The organism is Microvirga sp. VF16 (assembly GCF_016864375.1).
Classification (GTDB): Bacteria; Pseudomonadota; Alphaproteobacteria; order Rhizobiales; family Beijerinckiaceae; genus Microvirga.
This window is the reverse complement of record NZ_CP069356.1, coordinates 711,570-738,229: the sequence shown is the minus strand read 5'-3', so window position 1 is coordinate 738,229 and position 26,660 is coordinate 711,570. Positions and strand designations below refer to the sequence as shown.

The following is a 26,660-nucleotide window of genomic DNA, read 5'->3' as shown; positions in this document are numbered from 1 at the left end:
ACCGTCTGGATCGATCGATCACACCATCTGCTCGCTTCCTTGCAAGGTCCGACACCAGCTCAACACGAGAGCGCTTGAAGGGTTCTCATGTCGGGCTGATCTCTACACAGCGCACGCCGCTGCCGATACTGACGCTGGGGCTTTGTAGCTCTCCCCTGTCACCATCAGCTTCCAGGCAATGCGGGCGATCTTGTTGGCCAGCGCCACGGCAACCAGCTTGGGCGGCTTGCGCTGGAGCAACGCCACCAGCCACGGCGAAGGCGGCGCACTCTGGCCGCGCCGCAACTGCCGGATGACAGCAGTCGCCCCGACCACCAGCACGCTGCGCAGGGCCTCGTCACCGGCCCGCGTGATCACCCCATGCCGCACCTTGCCGGCGGTGGAATGATCCTTCGGGGTCAAGCCAAGCCAGGCGGCAAAGTGGCGGGCCGAGCGAAAGGCCTCGGGTGCAGGCGTCTTCATCACCAACATCGCAGCGCCGATCGGACCCACCCCAGGAATCCTGGCCAAGCGTCGGCTGATCTCATGGGCGCGGTGCCAAGCCATGAGGCGATCTTCAATCTCCTCCAATCGGGCCTGCAGCTGCGCATACTCCGTGGCCTGCATCGCAAACAGCTCCCGGGCGAGAGCCGGCAAGGTCTCCTCGGTTTTGACCCGCTCCAGCAGAGGCTCGATCCGGCACAGCCCCTTAGGGGCAATGAGCCCGAACTCCGCCGCATAGCCGCGGATCACGTTGACCAGCTGGGTGCGCTGCCGGATCAAGCGATCGCGCACGCCCACCAGCATCAAGGCCGCCTGCTGGTCGGCTGTTTTGACCGGCACGAAGCGCATGGTGGGCCGGCTCATCGCCTCGCAGATCGCCTCGGCATCAGCCGCATCGTTCTTGCCACGCTTGACGTACGGCTTGGCCAATTGCGGCGCGATCAGCTTCACCTGGTGCCCTAACGACTGCAGAAGGCGCGCCCAATGGTGCGAGCCCCCACAGGCTTCAAGGGCAACTACGGTGGGCGGAAGCTTGCCAAAGAAGGTGATCAGATCCTGGCGCCGCAGCTTCTTGCGCAGCACCGGCTCCTCGGCGGCATTCACGCCGTGCAGTTGGAAGACGTGCTTTGACGTATCCATTCCGATGCGGATAATCTGGTCCATGGACGGTCTCCTGTGACTGAGATCTGCAACGACCTCATTCTGGCACAGCGATGCCGTAAGGGGGCCGTCCACTCCAACAGCACTCGCCGACGCGCTCCACCACTCCAGAAGATTCTTCTTGCGTCACCACGGGCGTCCACACATGTTGCAGCACTCGCCGACGCGCTCCACCACTCCAGAAGATTCTTCTTGCGTCACCACGGGCGTCCACACATGTTGCATGGATGAGCGAATTGGTAACCGCGGCTGGGTAGCATAGAGGCCAGTTCGGCTTCTGACCAAAGATTTCCACCGTGCCCTTCAAAGCCAATGCCGCTCGCCGTCACCGCATTCCGAAGCAGCGGTACCGGGTGATGAACTGGGCGGAGTACGATGCGGCCTTGCGCCAGCGGGGCAGGCTCACGGTCTGGTTCACCGAGCAAGCCATTGCCGCCTGGCGCGCTGAGCCCCGCAGGACACGCGGTGGTCAACCGCATTACTCGACCCTGGCGATCAGGACAGCCCTGACCCTGCGGGCGGTGTTCCGGCTGGCGCTGCGGCAGACCGAGGGGCTGATCGGCTCAATCGTGACGCTGCTTGGCCTTGATCTGGCGGTGCCGGATCATTCAACCCTAAGCCGCCGCGCCGAGACTCTGGAGATCCCGAAGCTATGTCCAAGCTCCGGAGGACCGCTTCACCTGCTGATGGACAGCACGGGCCTGCGGCTATGTGGACCTGGCGAGTGGTTGGCCGAGAAGCACGGGGCCCGGAGACGCCGCGCCTGGCGAAAGCTGCACATTGGAGTTGATGCCGAGACCGGACAGATCCTCGCCTCAGAGCTGACCACGAGCGATGTCGATGACGGCTCGCAGGTCGCCCCCTTGCTCGACCAGATCGCAGCTCCACTCGGCTCGTTCACTGGTGATGGTGCCTACGACCAAATCGGCGTCTACGACACTGTCGCCAAGCACTACCCTGATGCTGATGTGATCGTCCCACCTCGATCAACCGCAGTGCCGAGCGAGGATGTGGAGACCACTCCGACCCAGCGCGACCAGCATCTCCAAAGCATTGCTGAGCATGGACGCATGGGCTGGCAAAAGGTGTCAGGTTAAAATCGCCGTGCTTTGGTGGAGACCGCAGTAAGTCGCATCAAACGAGTGATGAGAGACAGCTTACGCTCACGGGCGGAATCCCGGCGCGCCACCGAGGTCGCTATTGCCGTTTATGCCTTGAACCGCATGCTTGAACTTGGACGCCCGAAGTCCATCCGCATCGCCTGAAATCGGTTTAGCAGAGCGTTCGATGCGTGCACTAACGGATCCGTGCAACATGTGTGGACGCCCGTGGTGACGCAAGAAGAATCTTCTGGAGTGGTGGAGCGCGTCGGCGAGTGCTGCAACATGTGTGGACGCCCGTGGTGACGCAAGAAGAATCTTCTGGAGTGGTGGAGCGCGTCGGCGAGTGCTGTTGGAGTGGACGGCCCCCTTACGGCATCGCTGTGCCAGAATGAGGTCGTTGCAGATCTCAGTCACAGGAGACCGTCCATGGACCAGATTATCCGCATCGGAATGGATACGTCAAAGCACGTCTTCCAACTGCACGGCGTGAATGCCGCCGAGGAGCCGGTGCTGCGCAAGAAGCTGCGGCGCCAGGATCTGATCACCTTCTTTGGCAAGCTTCCGCCCACCGTAGTTGCCCTTGAAGCCTGTGGGGGCTCGCACCATTGGGCGCGCCTTCTGCAGTCGTTAGGGCACCAGGTGAAGCTGATCGCGCCGCAATTGGCCAAGCCGTACGTCAAGCGTGGCAAGAACGATGCGGCTGATGCCGAGGCGATCTGCGAGGCGATGAGCCGGCCCACCATGCGCTTCGTGCCGGTCAAAACAGCCGACCAGCAGGCGGCCTTGATGCTGGTGGGCGTGCGCGATCGCTTGATCCGGCAGCGCACCCAGCTGGTCAACGTGATCCGCGGCTATGCGGCGGAGTTCGGGCTCATTGCCCCTAAGGGGCTGTGCCGGATCGAGCCTCTGCTGGAGCGGGTCAAAACCGAGGAGACCTTGCCGGCTCTCGCCCGGGAGCTGTTTGCGATGCAGGCCACGGAGTATGCGCAGCTGCAGGCCCGATTGGAGGAGATTGAAGATCGCCTCATGGCTTGGCACCGCGCCCATGAGATCAGCCGACGCTTGGCCAGGATTCCTGGGGTGGGTCCGATCGGCGCTGCGATGTTGGTGATGAAGACGCCTGCACCCGAGGCCTTTCGCTCGGCCCGCCACTTTGCCGCCTGGCTTGGCTTGACCCCGAAGGATCATTCCACCGCCGGCAAGGTGCGGCATGGGGTGATCACGCGGGCCGGTGACGAGGCCCTGCGCAGCGTGCTGGTGGTCGGGGCGACTGCTGTCATCCGGCAGTTGCGGCGCGGCCAGAGTGCGCCGCCTTCGCCGTGGCTGGTGGCGTTGCTCCAGCGCAAGCCGCCCAAGCTGGTTGCCGTGGCGCTGGCCAACAAGATCGCCCGCATTGCCTGGAAGCTGATGGTGACAGGGGAGAGCTACAAAGCCCCAGCGTCAGTATCGGCAGCGGCGTGCGCTGTGTAGAGATCAGCCCGACATGAGAACCCTTCAAGCGCTCTCGTGTTGAGCTGGTGTCGGACCTTGCAAGGAAGCGAGCAGATGGTGTGATCGATCGATCCAGACGGTGAGACACTCCGCACATGACTGTGGTCTGGCGAGGCCGCGGTGCTGTTGGGAACTCACAGAGCGGACGCCATCTTGGCCAGCGGTCATGTGTGACTGCAATGAAAGGCCGGACATATGACCGCAAGCGATCCGATCAAACCATGCCGAAATCTTCTTGCGAGGCGGGGGCCGTCCACATAAGCCATGTGTACGGCCTCATCTGCGGCCATTCACATGCCGCGGGCCCGGATGGAGTTCGCGGATCAGGTCCAATTCAAGGCGGCGCGCTCAAGGCGCGTTGTTGCACACTGGTTTTCCTGCTCCCGTTTCATCGACCGTTGCGCCATCTCTCTCCTTCGACCTTCCTCCGCCCCAACCGCCCCACAGACGCGAGCGCTTATACGCTCACGGCCGGAGCTCGGTAGATCCCGCCCCTGGCCATCAAGGCCCAGATGACGCGAGCCATCTTATTGGCCAAGGCCACCCGCACCAGCATCGGCGGCTTGCGGGCCAGCATTCGTGCAAGCCACGACCCTGCCGGAACTCCGTTGCGGGCCGCCCAGCGTAAGACGCCGCTGGCGCCAAGGATCAGCAAGCGCCGCAGCGTCCGCTCGCCCATCTTCGAGGTGGCGCCGAGCTTCTGCTTGCCGCCGGTCGAATGCTGCAGGGGCGTGAGTCCCACCCAGGCGGCAAAGTCCCGTCCGCGCTTGAAGGTCTCAGCGGGTGGGGCAAGCGCCGCCAATGCCACCGCAGTGACTGGGCCCACACCAGGAATGGTCATCAGCCGACGCGCCGTCTCATCTCTCTTAGCCCTCTCGGCAATCTCGCGATCCAGATATGTGATCTGCTCGTCCAACCGATGGAGCGCCTCAACCAGCATCTGAAGGATCGGTCGAGCGAGCTCCGGGATCGGTTCTGCCATATCCTCGACAGCCCGCACGAGGTGCGGGGCGTGAGCTGGCCCTTTCGGCACCACGATGCCGAACTCGGCCAGATGTCCCCTCAAAGCATTGATGATCTGGGTTCGCTGCTTCACCAGGAGATCGCGCGCCCGGAACACGACAGCGGCGGCTTGAGCCTGCTCGCTCTTGGGAGCCACGAAGCGCATGGTCGGGCGCTGGGCCGCCTCGCAGATCGCCTCAGCATCGGCAGCGTCGTTCTTCTGGCGCTTGACGAAAGGCTTCACGTAAGCCGGCGGGATCAGCCGGACCGCATGCCCGAGCCGGCCGATTTCACGGGCCCAATGGTGAGCGCTGCCGCAGGCCTCCATCGCCACCGTGCAGGGTGGTCGGCCAGCAAAGAACGTAAGAACCTGATGCCGCCGCAGCTTCTTGCGAAATAGAACCGCTCCGGATGCATCGGCACCGTGCACTTGGAACACGCTCTTCGCCAGATCCAAGCCAATCATGCTAACCTCTCCCATGGACGCCTCCCTTAAGTGGTGTTCAACACCTCCACTGTGGCACACTGAGGCCGTTGGGGGCGTCCACACCATCAAGGCCTCACCACCTCCAACTTGAAGACGCCCTGATCCTGAAGGATGGTCGTCCCGTTCAGGAAGTCGCGCGCAGCATCACACTCCGACACGCTACCTTCAGCGCTCGGATCATCAGGAGACGCTTAGGCCTGAACAGCGTCAGGACGGCGGAGTTGATCACGTAGGTGACGACGAGAATTCCGCCCAGCGCGACGGGCGAAGGGGCCTGTAGGGATGCCTTGACCAGAACCAGCGCAGATGCGCTCACCAGGAGACCGCAGGCATGGGGGATGACGATTCGGTAGATGTCACCAACCCCGACATAGCCTGCCCGTCCCGTCATGTACCAGGTGAAGGGAAGTCGTAGCGCATAATCGCTGACGACATAAGAGATGGCGACGCCAAGAGGTCCCCAGGGCAGACCGACGGCAAATGAGGCTATCGCCAATGTTGAACCAACAAGGCCGACGATACCGAATTCCCGCATCCTTCCTTGGCTTATGAACAGCCAGCCCGTCGTCGACGTGAATGTCTGGTGCAGACCCGCGAACCCCAGCCAGGCGAATATGGGCGCTGCTTCCGCCCACTTGCTTCCGAGCAGCAGCGCGACGGTTGCATCGGAATAGATCACCGCACACAACACACCTGGTTGCACCGCAAGCATCAGGAGGCTCACGCTGCTGACATAGGTGAGGCGATATTCCTCCGGTTCGTCCTGCAGCCGCGAAAGAATTGGTATTATGATGCGGCCCAACGGCCAGGTCGCCTGCGTGAGTGGCAGCAACATGAGCTTGTAGGCCCGATCGTAGAAGCCAAGCGCGACGGCGCCATGCGCTTTGGCAATCATCAGATTGTCCGCGCTGCGCGCGAAGAAGTTCAAGACATTGAACGTCGACAGGCCTGCGCCGAATCCGATCATCTGTCGCGCGGCCTCATCCCAAACCGGTCTCCCCGGGAACCACCGGGCCGCAAGGGCCGAAACAACCAAGTTCAGGAAACGGGCACACGCCAGAGGCACCAGCAAAGCCCAGTAGCTGCGGGTGTACCACGCGATCGCAACCCCAAGGGCAGCCCCAATGACGATGCCGAGAATGTCAAGGACGGCCAGAAGCCTGAAACGAAGGCCTCGGGTCAGGAGCGCCATAGGCTGCTCGGCGATGACGGAAACCACGGTGAGCACCGCACCGGCCCAGATGATGGCCGTCAAACGCGGTTCCTGAAAATAACGCGCCAGCAAGGGCGCCAGAACGGACAGACCGGCGGCGAACGTGAGACTGAGAAGCAGGGACAGCCAGAACAGCGTGTTGGTTTGTCCTTTCGTGATCATCTGGCGTTGAATGATCGCCTGGGTCAGACCCAGATTTTGAATCATTGTTACAAAACCGATGATCGGCGCCGAGGTTGCGATTAGGCCGAAGTCGGCGGGGTGCAGCAGCCTGCCGAGGATCGGGGCGGTTATGAATGTAACTATCAATCTGCAAGCCTGAGCCGCCCCCATGAAGACCACGGCTCTCGCTGCTGAAATTCTTTTGGTCATCCGGCTACCTGAGACGAGATGCGCGCCACGAGGAGCGCGTGAAACGACGGCGTGAAGGCTTCAGACGCTCGTGCCATGGCACTCGATCGGATCCCGGGCGCGGCCCGATCGACAATCCGCGACGCACCTGAAGTCTGTTCCGGCGTTCATGGGAACGTCAGATCGCCTCAACCGGCCGCCTTCCGGACGTGAGGACTGAAAGGCTTGTATCAATCACGGCTCGATACTCCATCAGACTGTGATCAAGGGAGAAGTCGTGCGCGCGCCTCCGGGCCGCAGCGGCGAAGTGCCTGCGATTGCGGGGCTGGCTCATTGTCCGAAGCGCGGCGCTCATGGCGCGCTCGTTGTCAGGTGGGACCAGAATGCCGAACCTGGCCTTCGTCAGCTCCGTGACTTTCGGCGCTCCCACTCCTCCCTGAAGGATCTCGGATGGGCCGGATTCGCAATCCGTCGACACGACAGGCAGTCCGATGCACATGGCCTCGATCATCGCATTCGGAAAACCTTCCGCGTTCGACGGCGACACGTAGAATTGGGCCCGCGCGACGATCGCGTGGGGATTCGCCGCGAAGCCCAGCAGGTGGACCTTGTCGGACACCCCGAGCTCGGACGCGAGGGCTTCGAGCCTGGACCGTTCGGCTCCCTCTCCGAGGATCACGAGCGAGCTGCCGATACTCGCAGCCGCATACGAACGCAGCAGCATCGAAAAGTTCTTGTTCGGCACGAGGCGCCCGACCGCCACGATGAAGTCATGAGGAAGATCGACCGAAGGAGCGGTCAAAGCCGCGCGCCTGATCCTCTCCGCATCGACGGGATTGTGGATCGTTACCACCTGTCTGGCGGCCACGCCATAGTGCTCGACGAGATCGTCCCTGATGCCTTGGGAGACGGCGACGATCCGATCCGCATAGGGGTAGAGGCACCTGATCAGAGCTTTCTTCAATCGACGGCCCCGGTCGGACGAGAGATGGCTTGTAGTGTGGACACGTTCGCTGACGACGCATGGAATCCCCGCCAGCCGTGAGCAGGCAATTGCGGCGCAGTTCGACCGCGTCAGAAAACTAATGACGACGTCGGGACGTTCCAGACGAAGAAGCCTACGAAGGGCGATCATGCTCCATAGCAGGCTTCCTCCTGCATTCAATCGAATACGGGTCACGCGCTCCGAAAGCGCATAGCTTTCGCGTTCCTGATCGAGGGTGGCAAGACTGACCCTCCAGTGCCTCTCGGCTTCTGCTACTGCGGCTGCCACAAGACACATCACCCGCTCTGCCCCGCCGCCCTCGAGGGAGTTGATGATGAAGAGAATCCTGCGGGTTGGTGCTTCGTCGACCATGAGTAAGGCATCTCCGCCCTGCCGGATTGGGCTAAGCTTGATCCAGGAGGAATGATAGCACAGGCTTGTGAGCTCGGCTGGCCGATCAGGCTGACAACTCCGGATCGACGGGCGCTAATTTAGCGGTCCGGCGCGATCCCTGTCGGAAACGTTCATTGCCGAGGCGTCCTGGACATCGGTTCTGCTGCATAGACGCGACAACGTTCCATAGGCCGGCGTGACGACTTCCGAACACTTCAGATCGTGTTCCAAAGATGATGGAGTGGACGGCGCCTGCTCCCGGCAGTGCCCTTCAGATAGGGTGTTTGCCTCAGCGCCAGACAGGGAGCCGCTCCAATGCAAGTCACGACAGTAGGTTTCGATCTCGCCAAGCATGTGTTTCAGGTCCACGGCATTGATGACGCAGGACAGGCTCTGATCCGTCGTCAGATACGGCGCAGTGAGGTGCTCGGCTTCTTCCACTGTTTACCAGCTTGTCTGATCGGGGTGGAGGCCTGCTCCACGGCGCACTTCTGGGCGCGGGAACTGGCGGCTCTCGGCCACGAGGTCCGGCTCATGCCTGCGGCCTATGTGAAGCCTCATGTCAAACGCAGCAAAAGTGATGCCCGCGATGCGGAAGGCATCTGCGAGGCAGTGACCCGGCCGACCATGCGCTTTGTCGCCATCAAGAATCCTGAGCAGCAGGCCGCGCTCACGCTCCACCGCACCCGCGACCTGCTCGTGCGCCAGCGGACCATGTTGGTCAATGCCCTGCGTGGTCACTTGGCTGAGTATGGCATCATCTCTCCTCAGGGGCTGCCCAGCGTTCCCAAGCTCATTGAAGTGGCCGAGAAGGCACGCGGCGCGGCGTTGCCGGACCTGGCATGGCGGTGCATCCGCCTGATCCTTGCTCAGATTGAGGACGTCCACGGCCGTATTGGCCAAGTTGAGCATGAGATCCTGGCGTGGCATCGCACAAATGAGCTGAGCCAGCGCCTGGAGACGATCCCCGGCATCGAACTGATCACCGCCAGTGCCCTGGCGGCCACCATCCCGGATCCGAGTTCCTTCCGTTCGGGCCAGCACTTGGCGGCCTGGATCGGACTTGTGCCACGGCAGAGCGGCACTGGCGGTAAGGTGCGATTGGGGCACATCTCCAAGCAGGGAGACCGATACCCACGACGGCTTCTGGTGTTGGGAGCCTCCACGCTGATGCGGCATGCGCGCGGCCGGAGCTCGGTGACAGCAGGGTGGATCAGCGCGCTTCTGGCTCGCCGCCCAGCCAGCGTGGTCAAGACCACCATTGCCAACCAGCTGGCTCGGATCGCTTGGGCGGTGCTGCAGGACAGCGAAGGATACCGCGCTCCGGCGGCTGCGGCTGCTTAGGCAGCGTTTGGAGCCGAACGAACATTTGTAGGATTGGTGAGGTGGTGATGGTGTGATGACGAACCGCTCGAGCCGGGGATCAGAGCAGCCCGAGAAGGCCGTTGCGCTCAGACGCAGCATAAACGATGGGGACCTGATCCGCGAACTTCATCAGGGCCAGCGGTCATGAGGCCGCATAAAGGCCAAACACATGGCTTATGTGGACGGCCCCCGCCTCGCAAGAAGATTTCGGCATGGTTTGATCGGATCGCTTGCGGTCATATGTCCGGCCTTTCATTGCAGTCACACATGACCGCTGGCCAAGATGGCGTCCGCTCTGTGAGTTCCCAACAGCACCGCGGCCTCGCCAGACCACAGTCATGTGCGGAGTGTCTCACCGTCTGGATCGATCGATCACACCATCTGCTCGCTTCCTTGCAAGGTCCGACACCAGCTCAACACGAGAGCGCTTGAAGGGTTCTCATGTCGGGCTGATCTCTACACAGCGCACGCCGCTGCCGATACTGACGCTGGGGCTTTGTAGCTCTCCCCTGTCACCATCAGCTTCCAGGCAATGCGGGCGATCTTGTTGGCCAGCGCCACGGCAACCAGCTTGGGCGGCTTGCGCTGGAGCAACGCCACCAGCCACGGCGAAGGCGGCGCACTCTGGCCGCGCCGCAACTGCCGGATGACAGCAGTCGCCCCGACCACCAGCACGCTGCGCAGGGCCTCGTCACCGGCCCGCGTGATCACCCCATGCCGCACCTTGCCGGCGGTGGAATGATCCTTCGGGGTCAAGCCAAGCCAGGCGGCAAAGTGGCGGGCCGAGCGAAAGGCCTCGGGTGCAGGCGTCTTCATCACCAACATCGCAGCGCCGATCGGACCCACCCCAGGAATCCTGGCCAAGCGTCGGCTGATCTCATGGGCGCGGTGCCAAGCCATGAGGCGATCTTCAATCTCCTCCAATCGGGCCTGCAGCTGCGCATACTCCGTGGCCTGCATCGCAAACAGCTCCCGGGCGAGAGCCGGCAAGGTCTCCTCGGTTTTGACCCGCTCCAGCAGAGGCTCGATCCGGCACAGCCCCTTAGGGGCAATGAGCCCGAACTCCGCCGCATAGCCGCGGATCACGTTGACCAGCTGGGTGCGCTGCCGGATCAAGCGATCGCGCACGCCCACCAGCATCAAGGCCGCCTGCTGGTCGGCTGTTTTGACCGGCACGAAGCGCATGGTGGGCCGGCTCATCGCCTCGCAGATCGCCTCGGCATCAGCCGCATCGTTCTTGCCACGCTTGACGTACGGCTTGGCCAATTGCGGCGCGATCAGCTTCACCTGGTGCCCTAACGACTGCAGAAGGCGCGCCCAATGGTGCGAGCCCCCACAGGCTTCAAGGGCAACTACGGTGGGCGGAAGCTTGCCAAAGAAGGTGATCAGATCCTGGCGCCGCAGCTTCTTGCGCAGCACCGGCTCCTCGGCGGCATTCACGCCGTGCAGTTGGAAGACGTGCTTTGACGTATCCATTCCGATGCGGATAATCTGGTCCATGGACGGTCTCCTGTCACTGAGATCTGCAACGACCTCATTCTGGCACAGCGATGCCGTAAGGGGGCCGTCCACTCCAACAGCACCCGACCAAAGCGTCAAAACATAAACAGCCCTCTTGCCAAGCAGGCGCCGTCCACACACGGCCTTCCGCGAATTACGTGGCCTAGGCGCGCGATTTGGTGCATGATCTTGGGCGCGTGCCATCTGTAGTCAAGCATGGACGCTCTTATCAACGAAGCAGCGCGGTTGCACCGCGACCCCAAATGAGACCGGAGGCGAGGTAAGATGCTCCAGGTCAAGAATTTGATTCAATCTGTGCTTGCGCGGTACGGCTATAGGATTGTCAGGATTGAACCAGAACTGCAGTATCGGCCGACTCGTCTCGACACGGACAACTCTGCCGGCCTGCTGCAGGACATTCTTCCAGAGATACAGCACAACGCCGTTACCGGAGCGTGGCCGACGCCGGCGTTCCTGCAGAAGTACTTCACCCCGCATCGGCTCGCGATGGTCCGCCTTCTGCTCGACCAGTGCGACGCGGAAGCAGTCGAAATCGCAGGAAAGCGTGTTCTGGATGTCGGTTGCCATGCGGGATGCCTGCTGCGCCTCATCGGAGCGCGATACCCCGGCGTCTCTCTCGCCGGATGCGACATCGGTAACGAGAAGCTCGCCATGGCGAAGCGGGCCTGCCCCGATGCCGAATTGTTCTTCTGCTCACTGTGGGATCTTCCGGAGGCACCGAGCTATGACGTGGTTTTTCTGACCGAGGTGCTCGAACACCTAGTAAATCCCGAGGCGGCCGTCCGGCGCCTGTTCGACATAGTCGCAGACGGCGGCACCCTGGTCCTAACGGTACCCGACGGGCGGAAGGATCGGTTTGTCGCCAAGGAGTACAACCCGGAATTCCAGTCCTACGCTGGGCACATTAACTTCTGGAGTCCGGAAAACTGGCACTACTTCCTCGCCCGCGTTGCCCCTGATAGTGAGGTTCGCACGGTGAAGCTGCCGACCGGCCACCTGTTCGCAGCGCTGACCCGGCAGAAATACCGAGAAATCACCGGATCGCCGCAGACGCCACTGCTCCTTTCAAGTCAGAGTTGAACTCGGCCGTAGGCGTCGTCGAGACCGGCAGACGAATTTGCTGACGTAGAACGGACGATTTCCTGCTGTGACGGCGTGGGCGGCCTAGTGCGGCGTTCTCCCGCTGAGTCACAAGCAGCCCATTCCATAAAGGCAGTTCTGCGAATTACGCACCTTCCTGTATGCACTATTTGCCTTGGCACACGATGCCATAGTTTCAGACAGCAAGCGGATTATGGTGCGGCAGCTTGTCCCGCCAAGGCGCCACGCTAGTTGCGGCGGTGCCGGACATTCCTCTGGCCTATGGCTTGTTTGTTGATGGACCCGCGAGGATAGGGACAGATGATGAGAAAACTCATTCAGGCCTACATCCAGGATCAGGCGCTTCCACGCACCGCACGGCTTGTTCAGCAAATTGCAACCGGCGGCTTGGATCCGACGAACCCCGGGCTGGAAGCCGTCTACCAGCGTATCTTCGAGCGGGATCTGGCGCAAATCGGGGTCGAGAACAAGTTCTATCCGGTCGGAAATGCCGCGAACTATGGACTGTTGTATTTCCTCCTTCGGGTCGCGCGCGAGACAAAGCTCTCGTCTGTCCTGGAGTTAGGGGCTGGACAGACTTCCCTGCTCTTCGATGAACTGAGACGGCACGGCCTGATCACGGGCAGCGTCTTAACGATAGAACATGATCCAATCTGGGCGGACTACGTCCGAGCGCGTGTGAGTCATGAGGTCAGGGTTGTCACGCTCAGACATTACGAGGACGACGGCCTCTCGTATGACGGTTACGATTTTGACGCAGCCCAACTTGATGCGACCATTGACCTTCTTGTTGTCGATGGCCCCCCAGCCCTAACACCGAAGCAGAGATACACACGTCACTGCTGCCTAACCCTCCTCGGCAAGCTGAACCCAGCAGGCTTCATCATCGTAATTGATGATGCGGAGCGACGGGGTGAGACCTTACTGCGTGATCGGATCGCCCAAGAACTCCAATCAGCCGACATTGCATTTACGCGCGGCCGAGTCGTCGCAAACAAACGGCAGTCCATATTTGCATCGGGCCAGTTTTCTCACGTTGCGTTCTACTGACCCAAGAACGTGATTGGCCTCTTGTTCCTAGGCCCTCATCGCTTTGAACAATACTTCGCTATGGCGAAGAGGAGGCGCAATGGCCACCCAGACCACCATCCCCGACGCAAAAACCCCATGCTCACCAAACTTATTTCTCCCTCGCAGCTTCCTCTTCTCACTTGATGGGCGCTGCGAAGCAACTTGCATGAATGACATATCAGTCCCCTTGGGGCATCTCCAGATTTCCCCTGATTACCGGTGTCACATAGCTGAGGCCGAAGCTGCTTTCCTCGTATTAATTGGGCACTGCATCGATCTGCAAACGCCTTCCCTCTCCGAGGCAGAGATCGCTCGCACGCTTCTACACACCGCGCTACAAGACAGCATCGAAATGATGCTTACTTCAACGGATCACCTGGTTGGACGTTATACCACGATCTGTTACGCCCATGGAAAGTGGACAGTGTTCACCGATGCATGCGCAATGCGGTCGACCTACTTTGCGGAAGACACCTCCTTAATTGCCTCCCATTCAACTATGATAGGAGAGATATTAAACCGCGAGCCGCGCAGGCAGCTGTTCCGACACTATCGTTATGGTCTGCCTGGAAATGCCTCGCCCGTGACAAGGGTGCGCGTTCTCCCCGCCAACTTCGCCCTGGATCTTTCCAGCGGACGACTCACCCGTTTCTGGCCGCGGGAGGAGCGGGTCGAGAGGTCGGTAGAAGAACTGATTGATCCGCTAGAGCGTGTCCTCGTTGGAACCGCTAATGCCATCGCTTCCCGCTGGACGCCTGCAGTTTCGCTGACCGCTGGGATCGACAGTCGCACCTCGCTAGCCGCATTTCGACACATCCCGAGTACAGTACCATTCACCTATGACCTCGACGCGAGCACCGCGATCGACGTAAAGATTGCAGGAGAACTGTGCCGATCTCTTGGCTTCGAGCACCGCCGCCTTTTAGTTGTCAGTCGTGAGGAAGCTCCATCTATCTATGCCGCCGTTGAGGCTATGCCGGACTACAAGCACTTTGACGAAGCGAGTGCAATTTATGTGAAGGCGTTTTCAGATCACAACTATATTCATGTGCGTTCCAATCTCGCAGAAATCGGGCGTGCTTTCTGGCGCAAGCATCCGGTAATGCCGACCTGCTTCGATGTTTCGAATTGGATCGATATAGCCACACACCAGCACTGCCAGAGTGAACCCCTCCGCGAAGAGGCAATTCAATATCTGCTGCACGAGATGGAGGCCTTCCTCGATTTAGCTGGATATGACGTTTCCGATCCGGCCAATCCCTTACTATTTGGCTACGATGGATGGGACCTCGTTTATTGGGAGCACCGCATGTCGACCTGGCACGCGCAGGTTCTTCTAGGCTCCGATTTCGCATTTGATACAAGCATCATCTTCAATTCGCGACGTGCCTTGAGTTTGCTGCTATCGGCCCCTCTGAAGGACCGGATCAAAGCCTCGCTGCTTCACGAATTCACAAATCGCAGATGCCCGGAAGTTAGAAACATACCGATCAACCCGAGAGCCGCTCCCCGCAGTCTGGAGGATCTCGTAATTGGAGCTTACCGCCAGATCCGACGCAGGGTCCCAATCCTGAGGTCGCTGGACCGATCTACCAATTTGATGGCTAAGCTACGGTAGGCCCCTTGCGTCGACCAGATCCGAAAGCGGATAATCACGTCGAACGATGCATCAGGTAGGTCGATGCGTTCAATGTTGATTACTAGATCATCCCCACCTAATGATCTTCACGCAGGTGGTGTAACATAGGGCGATGTCGACCCTCGTGAGGTGCGCGATGGATGACGACTTTTGGCGCCCGACGCATTTGACATCCGAGCAGATGGAGGAGCGGCGTCTGGCAGGCGCGACGCTGTTGCGCCAGGGGCGGCTCTCCCAGGCCGAGATCGCCCGGCAGCTGGGGGTGAGCCGCGCCAGTGTCTGCCGCTGGGCGGCCACCCTCGCCCAAGAGGGCCCGCACGGCCTGCAAGCTCGCCCCATTCCAGGACAGCTCCCCCGCCTGGATGAGAAAGCCTGGACCCGCTTGGGGCGGCTGCTGGACCGAGGTGCCATCGCGGCGGGCTTTGCCACCGAGCGCTGGACGCTTGAGCGCATCGCCGCCCTGATCGAGCGCGAGTTCGGGGTTCACTATCATCCGCGCTACCTGGAGCGTGTCATAGGGCGGTGAATACTGCCTGATTGTGGGCTTCGAAAATTCCCTAGCTGATGCCCCTGCCTTCACGTCCTGAGACCTGCTCCGGCCGTGCAGGCGCTCCCGCCGTCGCCGATGATCCTGTCCATGTCAATGCGGACGGGAGCGGCGATGGTGATCCAGCTTGGAGAAGTGCCTATGATCCTCGACCTTCATCGTCAGGGATTGTCCATCTCAGCCATCGCCCGCCGCACCGGCCGCGATCCCAAGACCATCCGCAAATACATCGCCCGCGGCCTCGAGCCGCCCTTCTACGGCCCACGGCGGGCCGGTCGCCCCGGCAAGCTGGCGCCGTATCTCGATTACCTGAGCGAGCGCGTCACGGCCTTTCCCGACCTGAGCGCGGTGCGGCTCACCCGCGAGATCCGCGAGCGCGGGTATGAGGGCGCCTACACGGCCGTGAAGCGCTTCCTGTCTGCTACCCGCCCGGCCGATCGGCCCAAGCCCTTCGAGATCCGCTTCGAGACGCCTCCCGGCCAGCAGGCCCAGGTCGACTTCGCCCGCTTCGTCACCGTCTTCACCGACCAGCCGGAGATTACCCGCGTCGTCTGGCTGTTCTCCCTGGTGCTCGGCCACTCGCGCTACATCTTCGCCCGCTTCGTCCTGCATCAGGATCTGCAGACCCTGCTGCGCTGTCACATGCTGGCCTTCGAGAGCATCGGCGGTGTGCCGCTCGAGATCCTCTATGACCGCATGAAGACCGCGGTGACCGGCGAGGATGGCGAGGGCCATATCATCTACAACCGGGCGCTGCTGAGCATGGCGCAGCACTACGGCTTCCTGCCCAAAGCCTGCCGGCCGTACCGGGCCAAGACGAAGGAGCAGGCATCACGATGCACCTTGTTGGAGTGGTTGAGCGACAATTAATCTGGGCGGACGACCACCATATCGGCTGCCGGCACCTTTTTCGAGTCTGACGTTGCCCGGCGGTTCGTACAAGTATCGATGGTTGGTGGCGTATCGATGGCGCTTGAGAATGCCCTTCCGCCCGAGTTGGTGAACGGTCGAGACGCACACGCCGAGCTGCTGGGCTACTTCTTCGCCGGTGATCATGCCGCTCTCCCGCAGCCGTTCGTACCGGCTCTTCAAGCCATAGGTGCGGCGCACCAGCATGACCTTCTTCAGCGTGAAGGGTTCGCCGCGCCAGTTGCGATGCCCGAGTTCATTGAGACGGGCGGCGATCTGCCGGTCGTTGGCGATCTCCAGCAGCTCGTTCATCAACGCCACGACCTTTGCCGGCGTCTTGCGTATCACTGACATAGGCCGTGGTCTGGCCACCGACAGGCTCTGCGTGCGCCCGCCGCGCCAACGGATATGGATGTTGACCTGCTCGTCGACGAGCAGCGTCACGTCATCGATGAGAAGGCCGAGCATGCGCTTGCGTTCGACGGCACCGGTGCGCTCGTCATTCCAGATGCGCGGGAAATCGGCGGCCAGCGCCCTGATGCGCTCCTGCGCTGGCTCGTCCAGCAGCGAACAGTCGGCCTCGTTCTGGCGCTCGTGCGTGCGCTGGAGTGCGTCGAGGTCACGCAGCCGTGCGTTCCAGTCGGCTTCCAGCGCGTCGGCGACCAGACGGTTGTCCGGATCGACCTTCAGGTAGCGCCGGCGGGCCAGTTCAGCTTCATAGCGGGCGCGTTGCAGCTGCGTGCCGCGCAGCGCCGCAGCCTGCTCCACGCGCTGGGTGATCTCCTGCTGCACGGCGAGCGCGACATCGATCGCCGCCGGCGCCATCGCCTCCAGCAGGAGCGTGCTCACCGCATCATCGACCGGAGCGCCGCGCACCCATTGGCAGTGCTTGCCGGCGTGTCGCACGACCGCTTCGTTGCAGACATAATACGGGCGCAGCCGCCCCTCGAACGGCTCATAGTGGACCCGCATGCGTGCACCGCAGCGGCCGCACAGCAGCCGTCCCTGCAACAGACCGCTGCCTTGGCGAGGCATGCGTCCACGCAGGCCAGGTGAAAAGCCGGCGGCGTTCTGTTCCAGGGCTGTCTGATTGCGCTCGTACTCGGCCCAGGGAATGTAGCCCTCGTGGGCTTCGGGTATAAGCACCTGCCAATCGGATCTCGCCACGCGCAGCTGCACGGACTTGAGCTTGGCATTGTAGGCTGTGCGCGTGCGCCCATAAGCGAACGCGCCGGCATATCGCGGGTTGTGCAGAATCTGGAGTACGCGGGAATGGTCGATCTCGCTCCACAGAACGTCGCCCTTGCCGATGCCGCGGCGGATCCGCCGGGGGAAGAGGATCTGCTCACCCCGCAGGCGGCGCACGACAGCGCAGGCTGAGCCGGTCTCGCGGAAGGTATCGAACAGGAGCCGCACCGTGTCCTGGATCTGCCGGTCGGGATCGAGCACGACCCGCGCGTCAGGGGTGTAGACCAACCCGATCGGCAACGGCATCTCGAGCTCGCCGCGGCGTGCCTTGTTGAGAATGCCGCCTTGCAGCCGCGACTTCAGGATGTGCAGTTCGGCCTCGCTCATCGTGCCCTTCAGCCCGAGCAGCATGCGATCGTTGAAATAAGCCGGATCGTAGACGCCGTCCTCGTCCATGATGAGCGTGCGCGACATGGCAGCCAGCTCAAGGAGACGGTGCCAGTCGGCATTGTTGCGTGCCAGGCGCGACACTTCCAGCCCCAGCACGATCCCTGCATGCCCCATCGCCACTTCGGTCACCAGGTGCTGGAAGCCGTCGCGGTCCTGCGACTGCGCGCCGGAGAGACCCAGGTCGCTATCGATGACATGGACACGTTCGATGGGCCAGCCTAGCGCCACGGCGCGATCGCGCAAGGCGTATTGCCGCTTGGTGCTCTCGGTGTTCTCGAACACCTGACGAAGAGAGGACTGACGCACGTAGAGGAACGCATCACGCCGCAGATGGTCGGCGCCAACCTTCATGGCAATATCAGTAGACATGATTGCCTCGCGTCTCTGCTGCCAGCACCATGTTGGCGAGCATATGCACGAGCTGGCGATCGTGCACTGCCGCCGAAGCCGTGGGCGGTGGTTCCGGCCGCCGATGGATCGGCGGGGGAGGCTGAGGAGCCGCGATCAGCACCGCCAGCCCTTGCCAAAAGCCATGAAAAACGATGGCGCCCATGTCCTTGACGCAGGCCTGACCGCACAAGACGGCGGCGCGCAGCGTCTCATAGCAATCCTTGCAGCCGTGCGGCAGTGTCGGGATGCGCGCATGGGTCTCACCGTTTTTTTTTACGGGCGATCGCGCGCTCGATGCTGCGGGGATGGACACTGATACCGAGCGTCGAATGCAGCAGTTGCGCCAGGGATCGTGCCTGCAACGGGGCCCCCGCGTGCTGGTTCTGCTCGATGAGCTGCATAACCTCGGCGGTGAGCTTGTGGGCTGACTTTGGTCCCCGGGGGCGTGGCAGCAGGCCGGTGATGCCCTCGCGTTCGAACGCGGCCTCGGCCTGATAGTAGGTTGGCCGCGACAGACCGAAAAGCGCGGCGGCATCGGCCTTGGTGACGCCGTCCTCCTGGACGTAACGCAGCATCTCGTACTTCACCTGCACGAGATCGAGAGGATCGAAGAAGCTGGACTCACGAAACCAGGGTGCGCGGACAGCTTCGGGACGAGGGTTGAGTGCTCCGAGATGGCGCAGTCGATCGCGTTTGGTCTCGTTGGGCATGGTATAGCCTCTTCCCTCTATGTAAGCCAAATTACGCCTTAGCAGAGAACGTGTCAATCTAATGAAGGCTGCTACCATACGGAACGAATGCCGGAAATTAACGCAAACCAGAGGCCAGGGCCGACGGCAACGTCTGCATGCAGCGGCATAATTAGCTTGACATATGCGGCATAAATTGCCTGACACGCGGTCAGCCGCCATGGCTGCGCTCGATTTGCGCGATCAACGCCGCCAAGGTTGCCAGATCATCGGGACGCACAAACGACCTGCCGGCCGCGACCTGAATGAAAACATCGGGTCCGGCGACGTCCGTCCATGACGCAAGCAGCGAACGAAGCCGTCCCTCCGCGTCGTAGAACATGACGCGGTCCTCACCCCAGTTCTGCTTGCGGGTCGACAGCACGAAGCGCTGGCCGCGCCACGGATGGAACGGGTGCGTGACCTCGAACTCTATACGCGCTTGAGTGTCAGCACGAACTGCAGTCCTGGACTTGAAAGAAGGGAAAGGTCGAGCGGCCCTTCAGCTACATCCGGCAGGACTTCTTCCTGGCGCGCCGCTTTTGCAATCTCGACGACCTCAACGCCCAACTGCGCGACTGGCTCGACACGGTCGCCAACGCCCGCCTGCACGGCACGACCCAGCGGATCGTCGCGGAGGCTTTTGCCGCTGAGCAGCCGGAGCTGCAGCCTCTGCCGGCCTTTCCCTTCGATGCCCTGCTCAAGCTCGAGCGCCGGGTCAGTCATGATGGACTCGTGTCGATCGGCGGCAATTACTACAGCGTTCCGGATCGCACCCGGCGCATCGTCGAGGTGCATCAACTCCCCGACCGGATCCGCATTCTCGACCAGGGCCGGGGGGTAGCCGAGCATCCGGTGCTCGAAGGGCGGCGTCAGTCGCGGGTCGATCCAGCCCATCGCCAGGGGTTTATCGCGAAGGCATCGCGCTCGTCGTCCGAGGCGATTGTGGTTGGGCGCCTGGGTGATCAGGTCGCACGTCGCTCGCTGGCCTTCTATCAGGCAGTCGCGGATCATCTGGCCGCCACGGGAGGCCGGGCATGACAGGCCATGGCCACACCACTCTCGAGAGCATCCGGAGAAGCCTGGTTGGCTTGCGGATGCCCCGCGCCCTGGAGATGCTCGACGCGACGCTGCGGCGCATCGAGCAGGGCGAGATCGACGGGATCGAGGCGCTCGATCACTTGCTTTTGGAAGAGCTCACGTTGCGGGAGAGCCGACGCATCAAGGCGGCCCTGCTGATGGCGCGGCTGACGACGGTCAAGACCCTGGCGAGCTTCGACTTCGCCTTCCAGCCCTCGCTCGACCGCAGTCGCATTCTGGCGCTGGCAGAGCTCAACTTCATCGACCGGGCCGAGGCGGTTCATCTGTTGGGGCCACCCGGCACGGGCAAAAGCCATCTCGCGACAGCCCTGGCGGTGGAGGCGGTGAAAGCCGGCAAGAGCGTCTACTTTGCGACCCTGGCGGAGATTGTTGCCTCTTTGGCGAAGGCGGAACGGGAGGGGCAACTGCGCGAGCGCATCCGCTTTCTGTCGCGGGCCGCGCTGCTCGTGGTGGATGAGATCGGTTACCTGCCGGTCACACCCGGGGGCGGCAATCTGTTCTTCCAGTTGGTCAACGCCCGCTATGAGAAAGGCGCCATGATCCTGACCTCGAACCGCGGATTTGCCGAATGGGGCGAGGTGTTCGGCGATCCCGTTGTGGCCACGGCACTGTTGGATCGCCTTCTTCACCATGCGGTTGTGATCCAGATCGAGGGCTCGAGCTACCGTCTGCGCCAGCATGCCGAGCTTGTTCCTGAGCACGTGCGTTCGAAAGCCCTGATCACGCCGCCACCGGCACCAAAGCGCCGCGGCCGACCACCCGGAGGGACATCGATGGATCATTCAACCGGCTGATCACCGGAGACAGCCCCACCCATCAGGTAGGGAAAATTGAAGGCCCACAAATGCGGAAGCTTCAACGCCCGTTGACAGAGCGGCCGCTCAAGGCGCACGGCTTCAGCGTGCAGCGCCCAGCCACACGGGCCAAGGAACGCGACGACCTCGTGATCGCGGTCGGCCCAAGCGCGAGTGGGTGGCGCTCAAAAAAAGGTGCGCCGGGAGCGCCGGACCCTCCTGCTCGTGGATGAGACAGGCCACAGCTTCCGGATCCGGCCGGCCACGACCTGGGCGCGGCGCGGGCTGACCCCGGTGCTGCGGCGGGTGAGCAAGCGGCGCGAGGTGTCGAGCATCGTGGCGATCACGCCGGACGGGCGGCTCTATGCCCGCCACTTCCGCACCAGCGTCTCAAGCCGCTGTGTCATCCTGGCCCTGCGCTTCTTCCGGCGAAAGGTCGGCACACCGCTGCTGGTGGTTTGGGATCGGCTGAATGCCCACCGCTCGCGAGCAACCACCGCCTTCATTGCGGAACACCCGCAGGACTATGCAGTGGCCCATCTGCCGGCCTATGCACCAGAGCTCAATCCGGAGGAGCAATGCAATGCCCTCGTCAAGTGCGCCATGGCGAACGCGCTACCTGGATCGGTCGCCGATCTGCACCGCCTGGCCCGCCGTGAATTCTGTCGCTTGCAACGTCAACCCGAAATGATCGTCAGCTTCTTTCGGCACGCGGGTCTCTCTGTTGCAGGTCTTCCGTGAAGATCATTAAATGGCGGATCAGGGTCATTTTGCCGGTGAGGCCGTCAAGGCTCTCGCGCAAGGCAGCGGGAGCATTGACGATGATCGTCTTGAGGGTGACCATCGCCTGGGTGCGGCTCTTGACGGCGGTGTCTCGCGCCACCTTGAGATGGCGGATCATTTCCACGGAGCTGGTGCCCGACTTCGGAGCCGCCCTTGCCTGGCCACTGAGAACGGCGCGGGCCGCGTTCTCAGCGTCAAGCGGGTCATTCTTGCCATGCTGGTGCCGGATCTGGCGATTGGGGCGGTTGACCTCGATGACATTGTGGCCTCTCTCCTGCAGGAAGCGTGCCAGGCCAGCCCCATAAGAGCCTGTCCCCTCGATCCCGAAGGCGCGAACGGGACCCAAGGATTGAGCCCAGCTCTCCATCTCGTGATAGCCTCTGCTGCTCGCCAGCAGGGTCATTGCCCCAAGGCGGGCTCCCAGCCCGTTGATGGCGACAGCGGCGTGGGCCTCCTTGTGAGTGTCAATGCCGATGATGATCTCAGCAGGATCAGTCATGCGCATTCCTCGTCCTCCGCTCGCAGGAACCTGTCAGGTTCCTGCGAGCGGACAGGACTGTGATGGGACGAGACCCTCAAGCTCCTATCAAGTCACGCGACAGCAGACCGTCAGGTGCCGCCCGGAGGACCGACACGTCAATGCAATGACACGCAGTCAATCGTACGAAGGGTCAGGCCTTCCGAGCGGCTCTCACATTCTCACAGTCGTACGAGTCGCCAACACTGCCGACGGATGGTTCAATCCCCGCCTCGGCAAGGCGCTCGGTGTACTTGATCGACACGTATTGAACTCCCCTGACTGTCGGAGTGGTGAATGAGGTCGGTTCGCCAGGGCTGCCGGTCATGGAGGGCCTGCTCCAGGGCATCGAGCACGAACTCGGCCCGGGCCGAGCGTGACACCCGCCAGCCCACGATCCGGCGGGCGAAGGCATCGATCACGAAGGCGACAGAGACGAAGCCCGACCAGGTCGCGACAAAGGTGAAGTCGCTGACCCACAGGGCATTCGGCCGCGGCGCCGTGAACTGTCGGTTGACTTGGTCACGCGGGCATGGGGCTGCGCCATCGCTGACGGTCGTCCTGATGCTCTTGCCGCGAACCACCCCTTGGAGGCCCATCTGTCGCATCAGCCGGGCGACCGTGCAGCGCGCCACATCGATGCCCTCACGCTGCAGCTGGCGCCAGACCTTGCGGACGCCATAAACGCCGAAGTTTGCCGCAAAGACCCGGCGGATCTCCCGGCACAGTGCGGCGTCCCGGCGCTCGCGGGCCGGTCTGCGGCCGGGATTGGCCTTGCGGGCGGCGTGCTCATGGTAGGTCGACGGGGCGATCGGCAGCACACGGCAGATCGGCTCGACCCCGTAGATCTCACGATGCTCGTCGATAAACGCCTTCATGGCTTGAAGCGGCGGTCGAGCTCCGCCTGGGCAAAATACGCGCTGGCCTTGCGCAGGATCTCGTTGGCCTGGCGCAGTTCGCGCACCTCACGCTCGAGCGCCTTGATCTTCTCCTGCTCCGCGCTCGTCGGCCCGGCCCGGAGGCCTTGATCGCGCTCGGCCTCCCGCACCCAGTGCCGCAGCGTCTCGCGCGAGCAGCCGATCTTGGCTGCGATCGACAGGATCGCCTCATACTGCGAGGCGTACTCGTCGCGGTGCTCGAAAACCATCCGGACCGCTCGCTCGCGGACCTCTGGTGAATAGGGTGGTGTTCGCTTCGTCATGGCTCCATCCTGTCAGGTGTTGGAGCCTCCGGGAATCCCGGCGCGGTTCGACAGCCAGCTTGCGGGCGGTTGCCACCGCCGCCACATGCTGCCCGCGCCGGCTGCTCACCCGGAGGAAGAACGCCCGCAGGGGACCAGGGGCTCACGCCGCAGCCCAGGCGGCCTCGACCAGCATTCCGCGGGCATGCCCGCGTCCCTGCTTGGTGATCCGGCCGTGATGGGCTGGCCCAGGACCGGACTGGCGCACGCTCGGGTTCAGCCCGAGATAGCTGACCAGCTTCTCGGGAGCATCGAAGCGCTGGATATCGCCGATGGCTGCCGCCAGCGCGAGCGCCACCACCATGTCGATGCCGGGGATGGTCATCAGGCGCGCAACACTCTCGTCGGCCAGAGCGGAGCGCGCGAGATCTCGCTCGATGACCCGGAGATCTTCCGCCAGTCGATCGAATTCCCGCAGATGGCGCACAATGGCAAAGCGCTCATCGTCCGGCAGAGACTGCTCCGACAGCCAGGCTCCTCCTCCGGCGCATGTCGATGCGCCCAATCCGCTTGAGCTTGCCCTCCTGCCAGGCGACCGCCTCGGCGAAGGCGCGGTGGATATCCAGTCCGATGACGCGCACGCTGGCTCCCTCCGAGCTGTGCTCGTTCAAGACGGGAGCTAGCGGGCAACACGACACCTACTGATCCGCGCTCGCAGCGCATCCGGGCAAGTCGCAAGGGGGCGGCCATGTAACGAGTTCGGGCTCTCAGCCCAACGTCTATCGGCGGCCTGCCCGCACCTTCGTGCTCCCGGTGCCCCGCGTCCCAGAGGGGCTCACCATAGCACCGCCTCCCGAGGAAAGCAGATGGACGCATAAGGCACCGAGATCATTATGCCCGATAATAGTCTCGTGGAGCGCTTCAACGGACGGGTGCAACGCGAGGTGCTGGGGATCACGATCTATAGCCATCGCGACCTCGAGAAGCTGCTCAAAGGCTTCAATCAGGCCTATAATAGAAGACGCCAGCGCGTGCTCAAGGGGGCCTCACCCGAACAGGTCGTGCAACGGCGCCTGGCTGCCGGGCCCAAACTCGCCAACTTGCGCTTCAAGCCACCCGATCCACACGCTTTGCCCCAAGCCTTCCACGTCGTCGCTCACGCCAAGGAGGTCTCGCATCCAGACAAGCCAAAGCACCAGAAGGCGATGCCGCTCGAGGCTATTACATTGCGGGCAGCGCGCATCATACCGATGAGGATGGCCAAAGCCTCGGGAAGCCCCTTTACGCCGCAGAGACAGCATTCAGGAGGAAATAACCCTCCATTCGAGATAAAAGAGTCTGCTCATACGGGCTTAACAGGACAGCCCTTAAGTGCTTCTGTATCCCATGCGGGACTTTCGCTAGATGTTCGGACCCAAGGACACACTCCGATGCTCTGGCGAGCAATAGCTCTGTCGACCCTTGCTTCAACGCGACAAATGATCCTTCACACCGAATTGCAGGGCCAAACCCCGCGTTATGCGCGGCTCGCCTGCGGGCAATAGCGACAACGTACCTAGGACAGGCTAATTGACCCGGTCCGGATCACTCCCGCCTACGTCCGCCCTTGATCGTTCAAGTTGCTCCCGTGCCAATAATCAGGAGTCGGCCGTGATCACGGCTTGCAAGACTGGGAGACAGATCTAGTTTCGACCCCTGGCAGTCTGTCAGGACCAATGAACCCCAAATTGCCTGTCCTTGCCAGTCGAGACCCGAGGCCGCTAAACTAGAAGGGACAGGCCTTGCTCGAATGTCGAACCACCTGCATCAGCAGGGTACGCCATACATCGGATCAGCGGGCGATGGGTTTGACTGCCTCGCCCCATAGCGATGATCGCGATGTGGCCAGTCGTTGAATCTCTAGTGGGAAATTTCGGCCGGGACTGACTTGCCGACATTCCCCGTTCGCAACAGGATCGTGGCAGCGTGGTTGCGTCCGATTCTCTTTTGGAGGACGACCCTATGACGACGCATGCGTTCAAGATCGGCCAACATGTCCGGGCAAAGGAAACGCCTCTGTGCAAGATGCCTCATGGTATCTTCAGCATCGTCAGCCTGCTTCCGTCTACCGCCGATGGCATTCCGCTCTACCACATCAGGCGCATCCCCGACGGAGATGAGCGGATCGTGCGTCAATATGAGATAGAGGTGGCAAGAAGCGGTTCAGGTGACGAATCCGGGCGAGACGGAAGAATGCATTGAGGCCCGATCCCGGCGAGACTACCGCTCGGGCTCACCTCCGCAAGCGAGGCGGATCGTTTCTCGGATCTCGGCCGCCGTGATGGCACGCTGTACCTTGAGCAGTCCCGTCACAAGCTCCGTTTCGCTGGCTCTGGCCCGATGCAGATCGCGGTAGCGCGACCATCCGCGTCTAAGAACATGTCTCAGAACGCGCAGAGTCCTCAGGCTCCTCGGAGTGCGGTTCCATGCACCACCTACCGTACGGCGATGCTTCCTCAGAAGTTCCTCAAGTGTGGTCCGCGTCGGATGCCGCACAACTGCATTTGGAGCGTAGATAAGGTGATGGCCGGCCGCTTTGATACGTCTCGAAAGATCGACGTCGGCGCCAGATCGCAGCGACGCGTCAAAGCTGCCCAATTCGGTGAGGATCTCTCTGGCGATAAGCCAGTTGGCCGTCACGAATGAATCCCCCCTGCCGTTGATCAGGCCGAGATAGCTGAAACGCATCTCGTAGAGAGAGATCGGGCGCTGGTCGGCCGGATAGAGAGCCACTGGACCCGAGACCACGCCGGGACGAGTGTGCGTGTCCCAGGCTTCGATCGCCGCCTCGAGCCATTCCGGCAGCGGCTGGCAATCGGCGTCGGTGAACGCGATCAGTTCGCTTTGCGAATTCGCGACGCCGGCATTGCGCGCATGGTAGGAACCGGGTTGGCGGCATCCGATGCCGCGCACTCGCAGGCCCGCGGCCGCAAACGCGGAGATGACGGCCTCGATCCCCGCGCCGACGCCGCCGTCTGCTGCTGGCTCGTTGTCGACAACCACAACCTGGAAATCGCCATAGGTCTGCCTGGTAAGGCACTCCAGGCACTGCCGCAGCTCCGCGTCCATCCGGTAGACCGGGATGATCAAGGAGACGCGTGCAGGGCGCGCGCCATCCGCCGAACTCGTCAGGCCGTACTCGCCGGTCAGGGTCCTTGGTTCGCCCACC

The 26,660-nt window shown here is 62.2% G+C and carries 22 protein-coding genes, 5 pseudogenes and 1 other annotated feature; of the genes and pseudogenes, 13 read left to right on the top strand and 14 right to left on the bottom strand.

Features of this window, described 5'->3' with window-relative positions:
• Positions 1-102: 102 nt before the first annotated feature.
• Positions 103-1,146, bottom strand: coding sequence for an IS110 family transposase (locus tag JO965_RS35815; RefSeq protein ID WP_203439317.1), 1,044 nt, complete (start codon positions 1,144-1,146; stop codon positions 103-105).
• A gap of 293 nt (positions 1,147-1,439) precedes the next feature.
• Here JO965_RS35815 and JO965_RS35810 point away from each other — a divergent pair.
• A pseudogene (locus JO965_RS35810) lies at positions 1,440-2,408 on the top strand (IS5 family transposase).
• A gap of 264 nt (positions 2,409-2,672) precedes the next feature.
• A complete protein-coding gene (locus JO965_RS35805; protein ID WP_203439317.1) occupies positions 2,673-3,716 on the top strand; it encodes an IS110 family transposase in 1,044 nt (347 codons plus the stop codon).
• A 478-nt stretch (positions 3,717-4,194) separates the two neighbouring features.
• Here JO965_RS35805 and JO965_RS35800 read toward each other — a convergent pair whose 3' ends face one another.
• From JO965_RS35800 to JO965_RS35790, 3 genes are all read right to left on the bottom strand, one after another.
• Positions 4,195-5,220: an IS110 family transposase gene (locus JO965_RS35800; RefSeq protein ID WP_203445607.1), complete on the bottom strand. Its 1,026-nt coding sequence runs from the start codon at positions 5,218-5,220 to the stop codon at positions 4,195-4,197.
• Positions 5,221-5,350: 130 nt separating this feature from the next.
• Positions 5,351-6,772: a lipopolysaccharide biosynthesis protein gene (locus JO965_RS35795; protein WP_246777196.1), complete on the bottom strand. Its 1,422-nt coding sequence runs from the start codon at positions 6,770-6,772 to the stop codon at positions 5,351-5,353.
• Positions 6,773-6,968: 196 nt separating this feature from the next.
• Entirely contained in the window at positions 6,969-8,147 is a 1,179-nt protein-coding gene (locus JO965_RS35790) for a glycosyltransferase (protein ID WP_203445605.1), read from the bottom strand.
• A 336-nt stretch (positions 8,148-8,483) separates the two neighbouring features.
• On the opposite strand from JO965_RS35790, the gene JO965_RS35785 reads away from it, so the two are divergent.
• Positions 8,484-9,512 carry an IS110 family transposase gene (locus JO965_RS35785; RefSeq protein WP_203445604.1) on the top strand — a complete coding sequence of 343 codons (1,029 nt, stop codon included), beginning with the start codon at positions 8,484-8,486 and terminating at the stop codon, positions 9,510-9,512.
• Between the two features lie 477 nt (positions 9,513-9,989).
• Here JO965_RS35785 and JO965_RS35780 read toward each other — a convergent pair whose 3' ends face one another.
• On the bottom strand, positions 9,990-11,033 hold the full coding sequence (locus tag JO965_RS35780) for an IS110 family transposase (RefSeq protein ID WP_203439317.1): 1,044 nt from the start codon (positions 11,031-11,033) through the stop codon (positions 9,990-9,992).
• A gap of 285 nt (positions 11,034-11,318) precedes the next feature.
• Here JO965_RS35780 and JO965_RS35775 point away from each other — a divergent pair, with 285 nt between their 5' ends.
• The 5 genes and pseudogenes from JO965_RS35775 to istA form a co-directional block, all read left to right on the top strand.
• Positions 11,319-12,134: a class I SAM-dependent methyltransferase gene (locus tag JO965_RS35775; RefSeq protein ID WP_203445603.1), complete on the top strand. Its 816-nt coding sequence runs from the start codon at positions 11,319-11,321 to the stop codon at positions 12,132-12,134.
• A 321-nt stretch (positions 12,135-12,455) separates the two neighbouring features.
• Positions 12,456-13,205 (top strand): class I SAM-dependent methyltransferase, encoded by a 750-nt coding sequence (locus JO965_RS35770; RefSeq protein WP_203445602.1) that lies wholly within the window; start codon positions 12,456-12,458, stop codon positions 13,203-13,205.
• Between the two features lie 79 nt (positions 13,206-13,284).
• A complete protein-coding gene (locus JO965_RS35765; protein ID WP_203445601.1) occupies positions 13,285-14,844 on the top strand; it encodes a hypothetical protein in 1,560 nt (519 codons plus the stop codon).
• Between the two features lie 157 nt (positions 14,845-15,001).
• Complete coding sequence (locus JO965_RS35760; RefSeq protein WP_203445600.1) at positions 15,002-15,391, top strand: helix-turn-helix domain-containing protein; 390 nt, start codon at positions 15,002-15,004, stop codon at positions 15,389-15,391.
• A gap of 138 nt (positions 15,392-15,529) precedes the next feature.
• Positions 15,530-16,249 (top strand): annotated as a pseudogene (gene istA, locus JO965_RS35755) (IS21 family transposase); the annotation flags it as partial.
• Here istA and JO965_RS35750 read toward each other — a convergent pair.
• From JO965_RS35750 to JO965_RS35740, 4 genes are all read right to left on the bottom strand, one after another.
• The gene (locus JO965_RS35750) at positions 16,244-18,328 is read right to left on the bottom strand and encodes a recombinase family protein (protein WP_203439340.1); all 2,085 of its coding nucleotides are present in this window, start codon (positions 18,326-18,328) and stop codon (positions 16,244-16,246) included. The pseudogene istA and the gene JO965_RS35750 overlap by 6 nt on opposite strands.
• A complete protein-coding gene (locus tag JO965_RS48485) occupies positions 18,318-18,512 on the bottom strand; it encodes a hypothetical protein (protein ID WP_246776545.1) in 195 nt (64 codons plus the stop codon). Before JO965_RS48485 ends, JO965_RS35750 begins: the two co-directional genes overlap by 11 nt.
• A 97-nt stretch (positions 18,513-18,609) precedes the next feature.
• Positions 18,610-19,059 carry a helix-turn-helix domain-containing protein gene (locus JO965_RS48480; protein WP_246776544.1) on the bottom strand — a complete coding sequence of 150 codons (450 nt, stop codon included), beginning with the start codon at positions 19,057-19,059 and terminating at the stop codon, positions 18,610-18,612.
• A 190-nt stretch (positions 19,060-19,249) separates the two neighbouring features.
• A complete protein-coding gene (locus JO965_RS35740; protein ID WP_203444175.1) occupies positions 19,250-19,513 on the bottom strand; it encodes a DUF5372 family protein in 264 nt (87 codons plus the stop codon).
• Positions 19,514-19,557: 44 nt separating this feature from the next.
• Here JO965_RS35740 and JO965_RS35735 point away from each other — a divergent pair.
• The 3 genes and pseudogenes from JO965_RS35735 to JO965_RS35725 all read left to right on the top strand — a co-directional run.
• Positions 19,558-20,118, top strand: a pseudogene (locus JO965_RS35735) (IS21 family transposase); the annotation flags it as partial.
• Entirely contained in the window at positions 20,115-20,972 is an 858-nt protein-coding gene (istB, locus tag JO965_RS35730) for an IS21-like element helper ATPase IstB (protein ID WP_203445599.1), read from the top strand. The pseudogene JO965_RS35735 and the gene istB, both read left to right, overlap by 4 nt.
• Positions 20,973-21,146: 174 nt before the next feature.
• Positions 21,147-21,713 (top strand): transposase, encoded by a 567-nt coding sequence (locus JO965_RS35725; RefSeq protein ID WP_203445598.1) that lies wholly within the window; start codon positions 21,147-21,149, stop codon positions 21,711-21,713.
• On the opposite strand, the gene JO965_RS35720 is transcribed toward JO965_RS35725, so the two are convergent.
• The 4 genes and pseudogenes from JO965_RS35720 to JO965_RS35705 all read right to left on the bottom strand — a co-directional run bounded on the left by JO965_RS35720 (position 21,667) and on the right by JO965_RS35705 (position 24,093).
• On the bottom strand, positions 21,667-22,254 hold the full coding sequence (locus JO965_RS35720; protein WP_246777094.1) for a transposase: 588 nt from the start codon (positions 22,252-22,254) through the stop codon (positions 21,667-21,669). The two genes, JO965_RS35725 and JO965_RS35720, sit on opposite strands and share 47 nt — an antisense overlap.
• Positions 22,255-22,459: 205 nt before the next feature.
• A pseudogene (locus JO965_RS35715) lies at positions 22,460-23,473 on the bottom strand (IS3 family transposase); the annotation flags it as partial.
• Positions 23,076-23,192, bottom strand: a sequence feature (AL1L pseudoknot). (Overlaps the previous pseudogene by 117 nt.)
• A 49-nt stretch (positions 23,474-23,522) precedes the next feature.
• Positions 23,523-23,993: pseudogene (locus JO965_RS35710) on the bottom strand (transposase); the annotation flags it as partial.
• On the bottom strand, positions 23,953-24,093 hold the full coding sequence (locus JO965_RS35705) for a hypothetical protein (RefSeq protein WP_203445596.1): 141 nt from the start codon (positions 24,091-24,093) through the stop codon (positions 23,953-23,955). The gene JO965_RS35705 and the pseudogene JO965_RS35710, both read right to left, overlap by 41 nt.
• 270 nt (positions 24,094-24,363) lie before the next feature.
• Between JO965_RS35705 and JO965_RS48475 the strand changes: the two genes are divergently transcribed.
• Complete coding sequence (locus tag JO965_RS48475; RefSeq protein ID WP_246777093.1) at positions 24,364-24,996, top strand: hypothetical protein; 633 nt, start codon at positions 24,364-24,366, stop codon at positions 24,994-24,996.
• Positions 24,997-25,453: 457 nt separating this feature from the next.
• Positions 25,454-25,693, top strand: a complete 240-nt coding sequence (locus tag JO965_RS35695; protein ID WP_203445595.1) for a hypothetical protein — start codon at positions 25,454-25,456, stop codon at positions 25,691-25,693.
• A gap of 18 nt (positions 25,694-25,711) precedes the next feature.
• On the opposite strand, the gene JO965_RS35690 is transcribed toward JO965_RS35695, so the two are convergent.
• Positions 25,712-26,659, bottom strand: coding sequence for a glycosyltransferase family 2 protein (locus JO965_RS35690; protein ID WP_203445594.1), 948 nt, complete (start codon positions 26,657-26,659; stop codon positions 25,712-25,714).
• Position 26,660 lies beyond the last annotated feature (1 nt).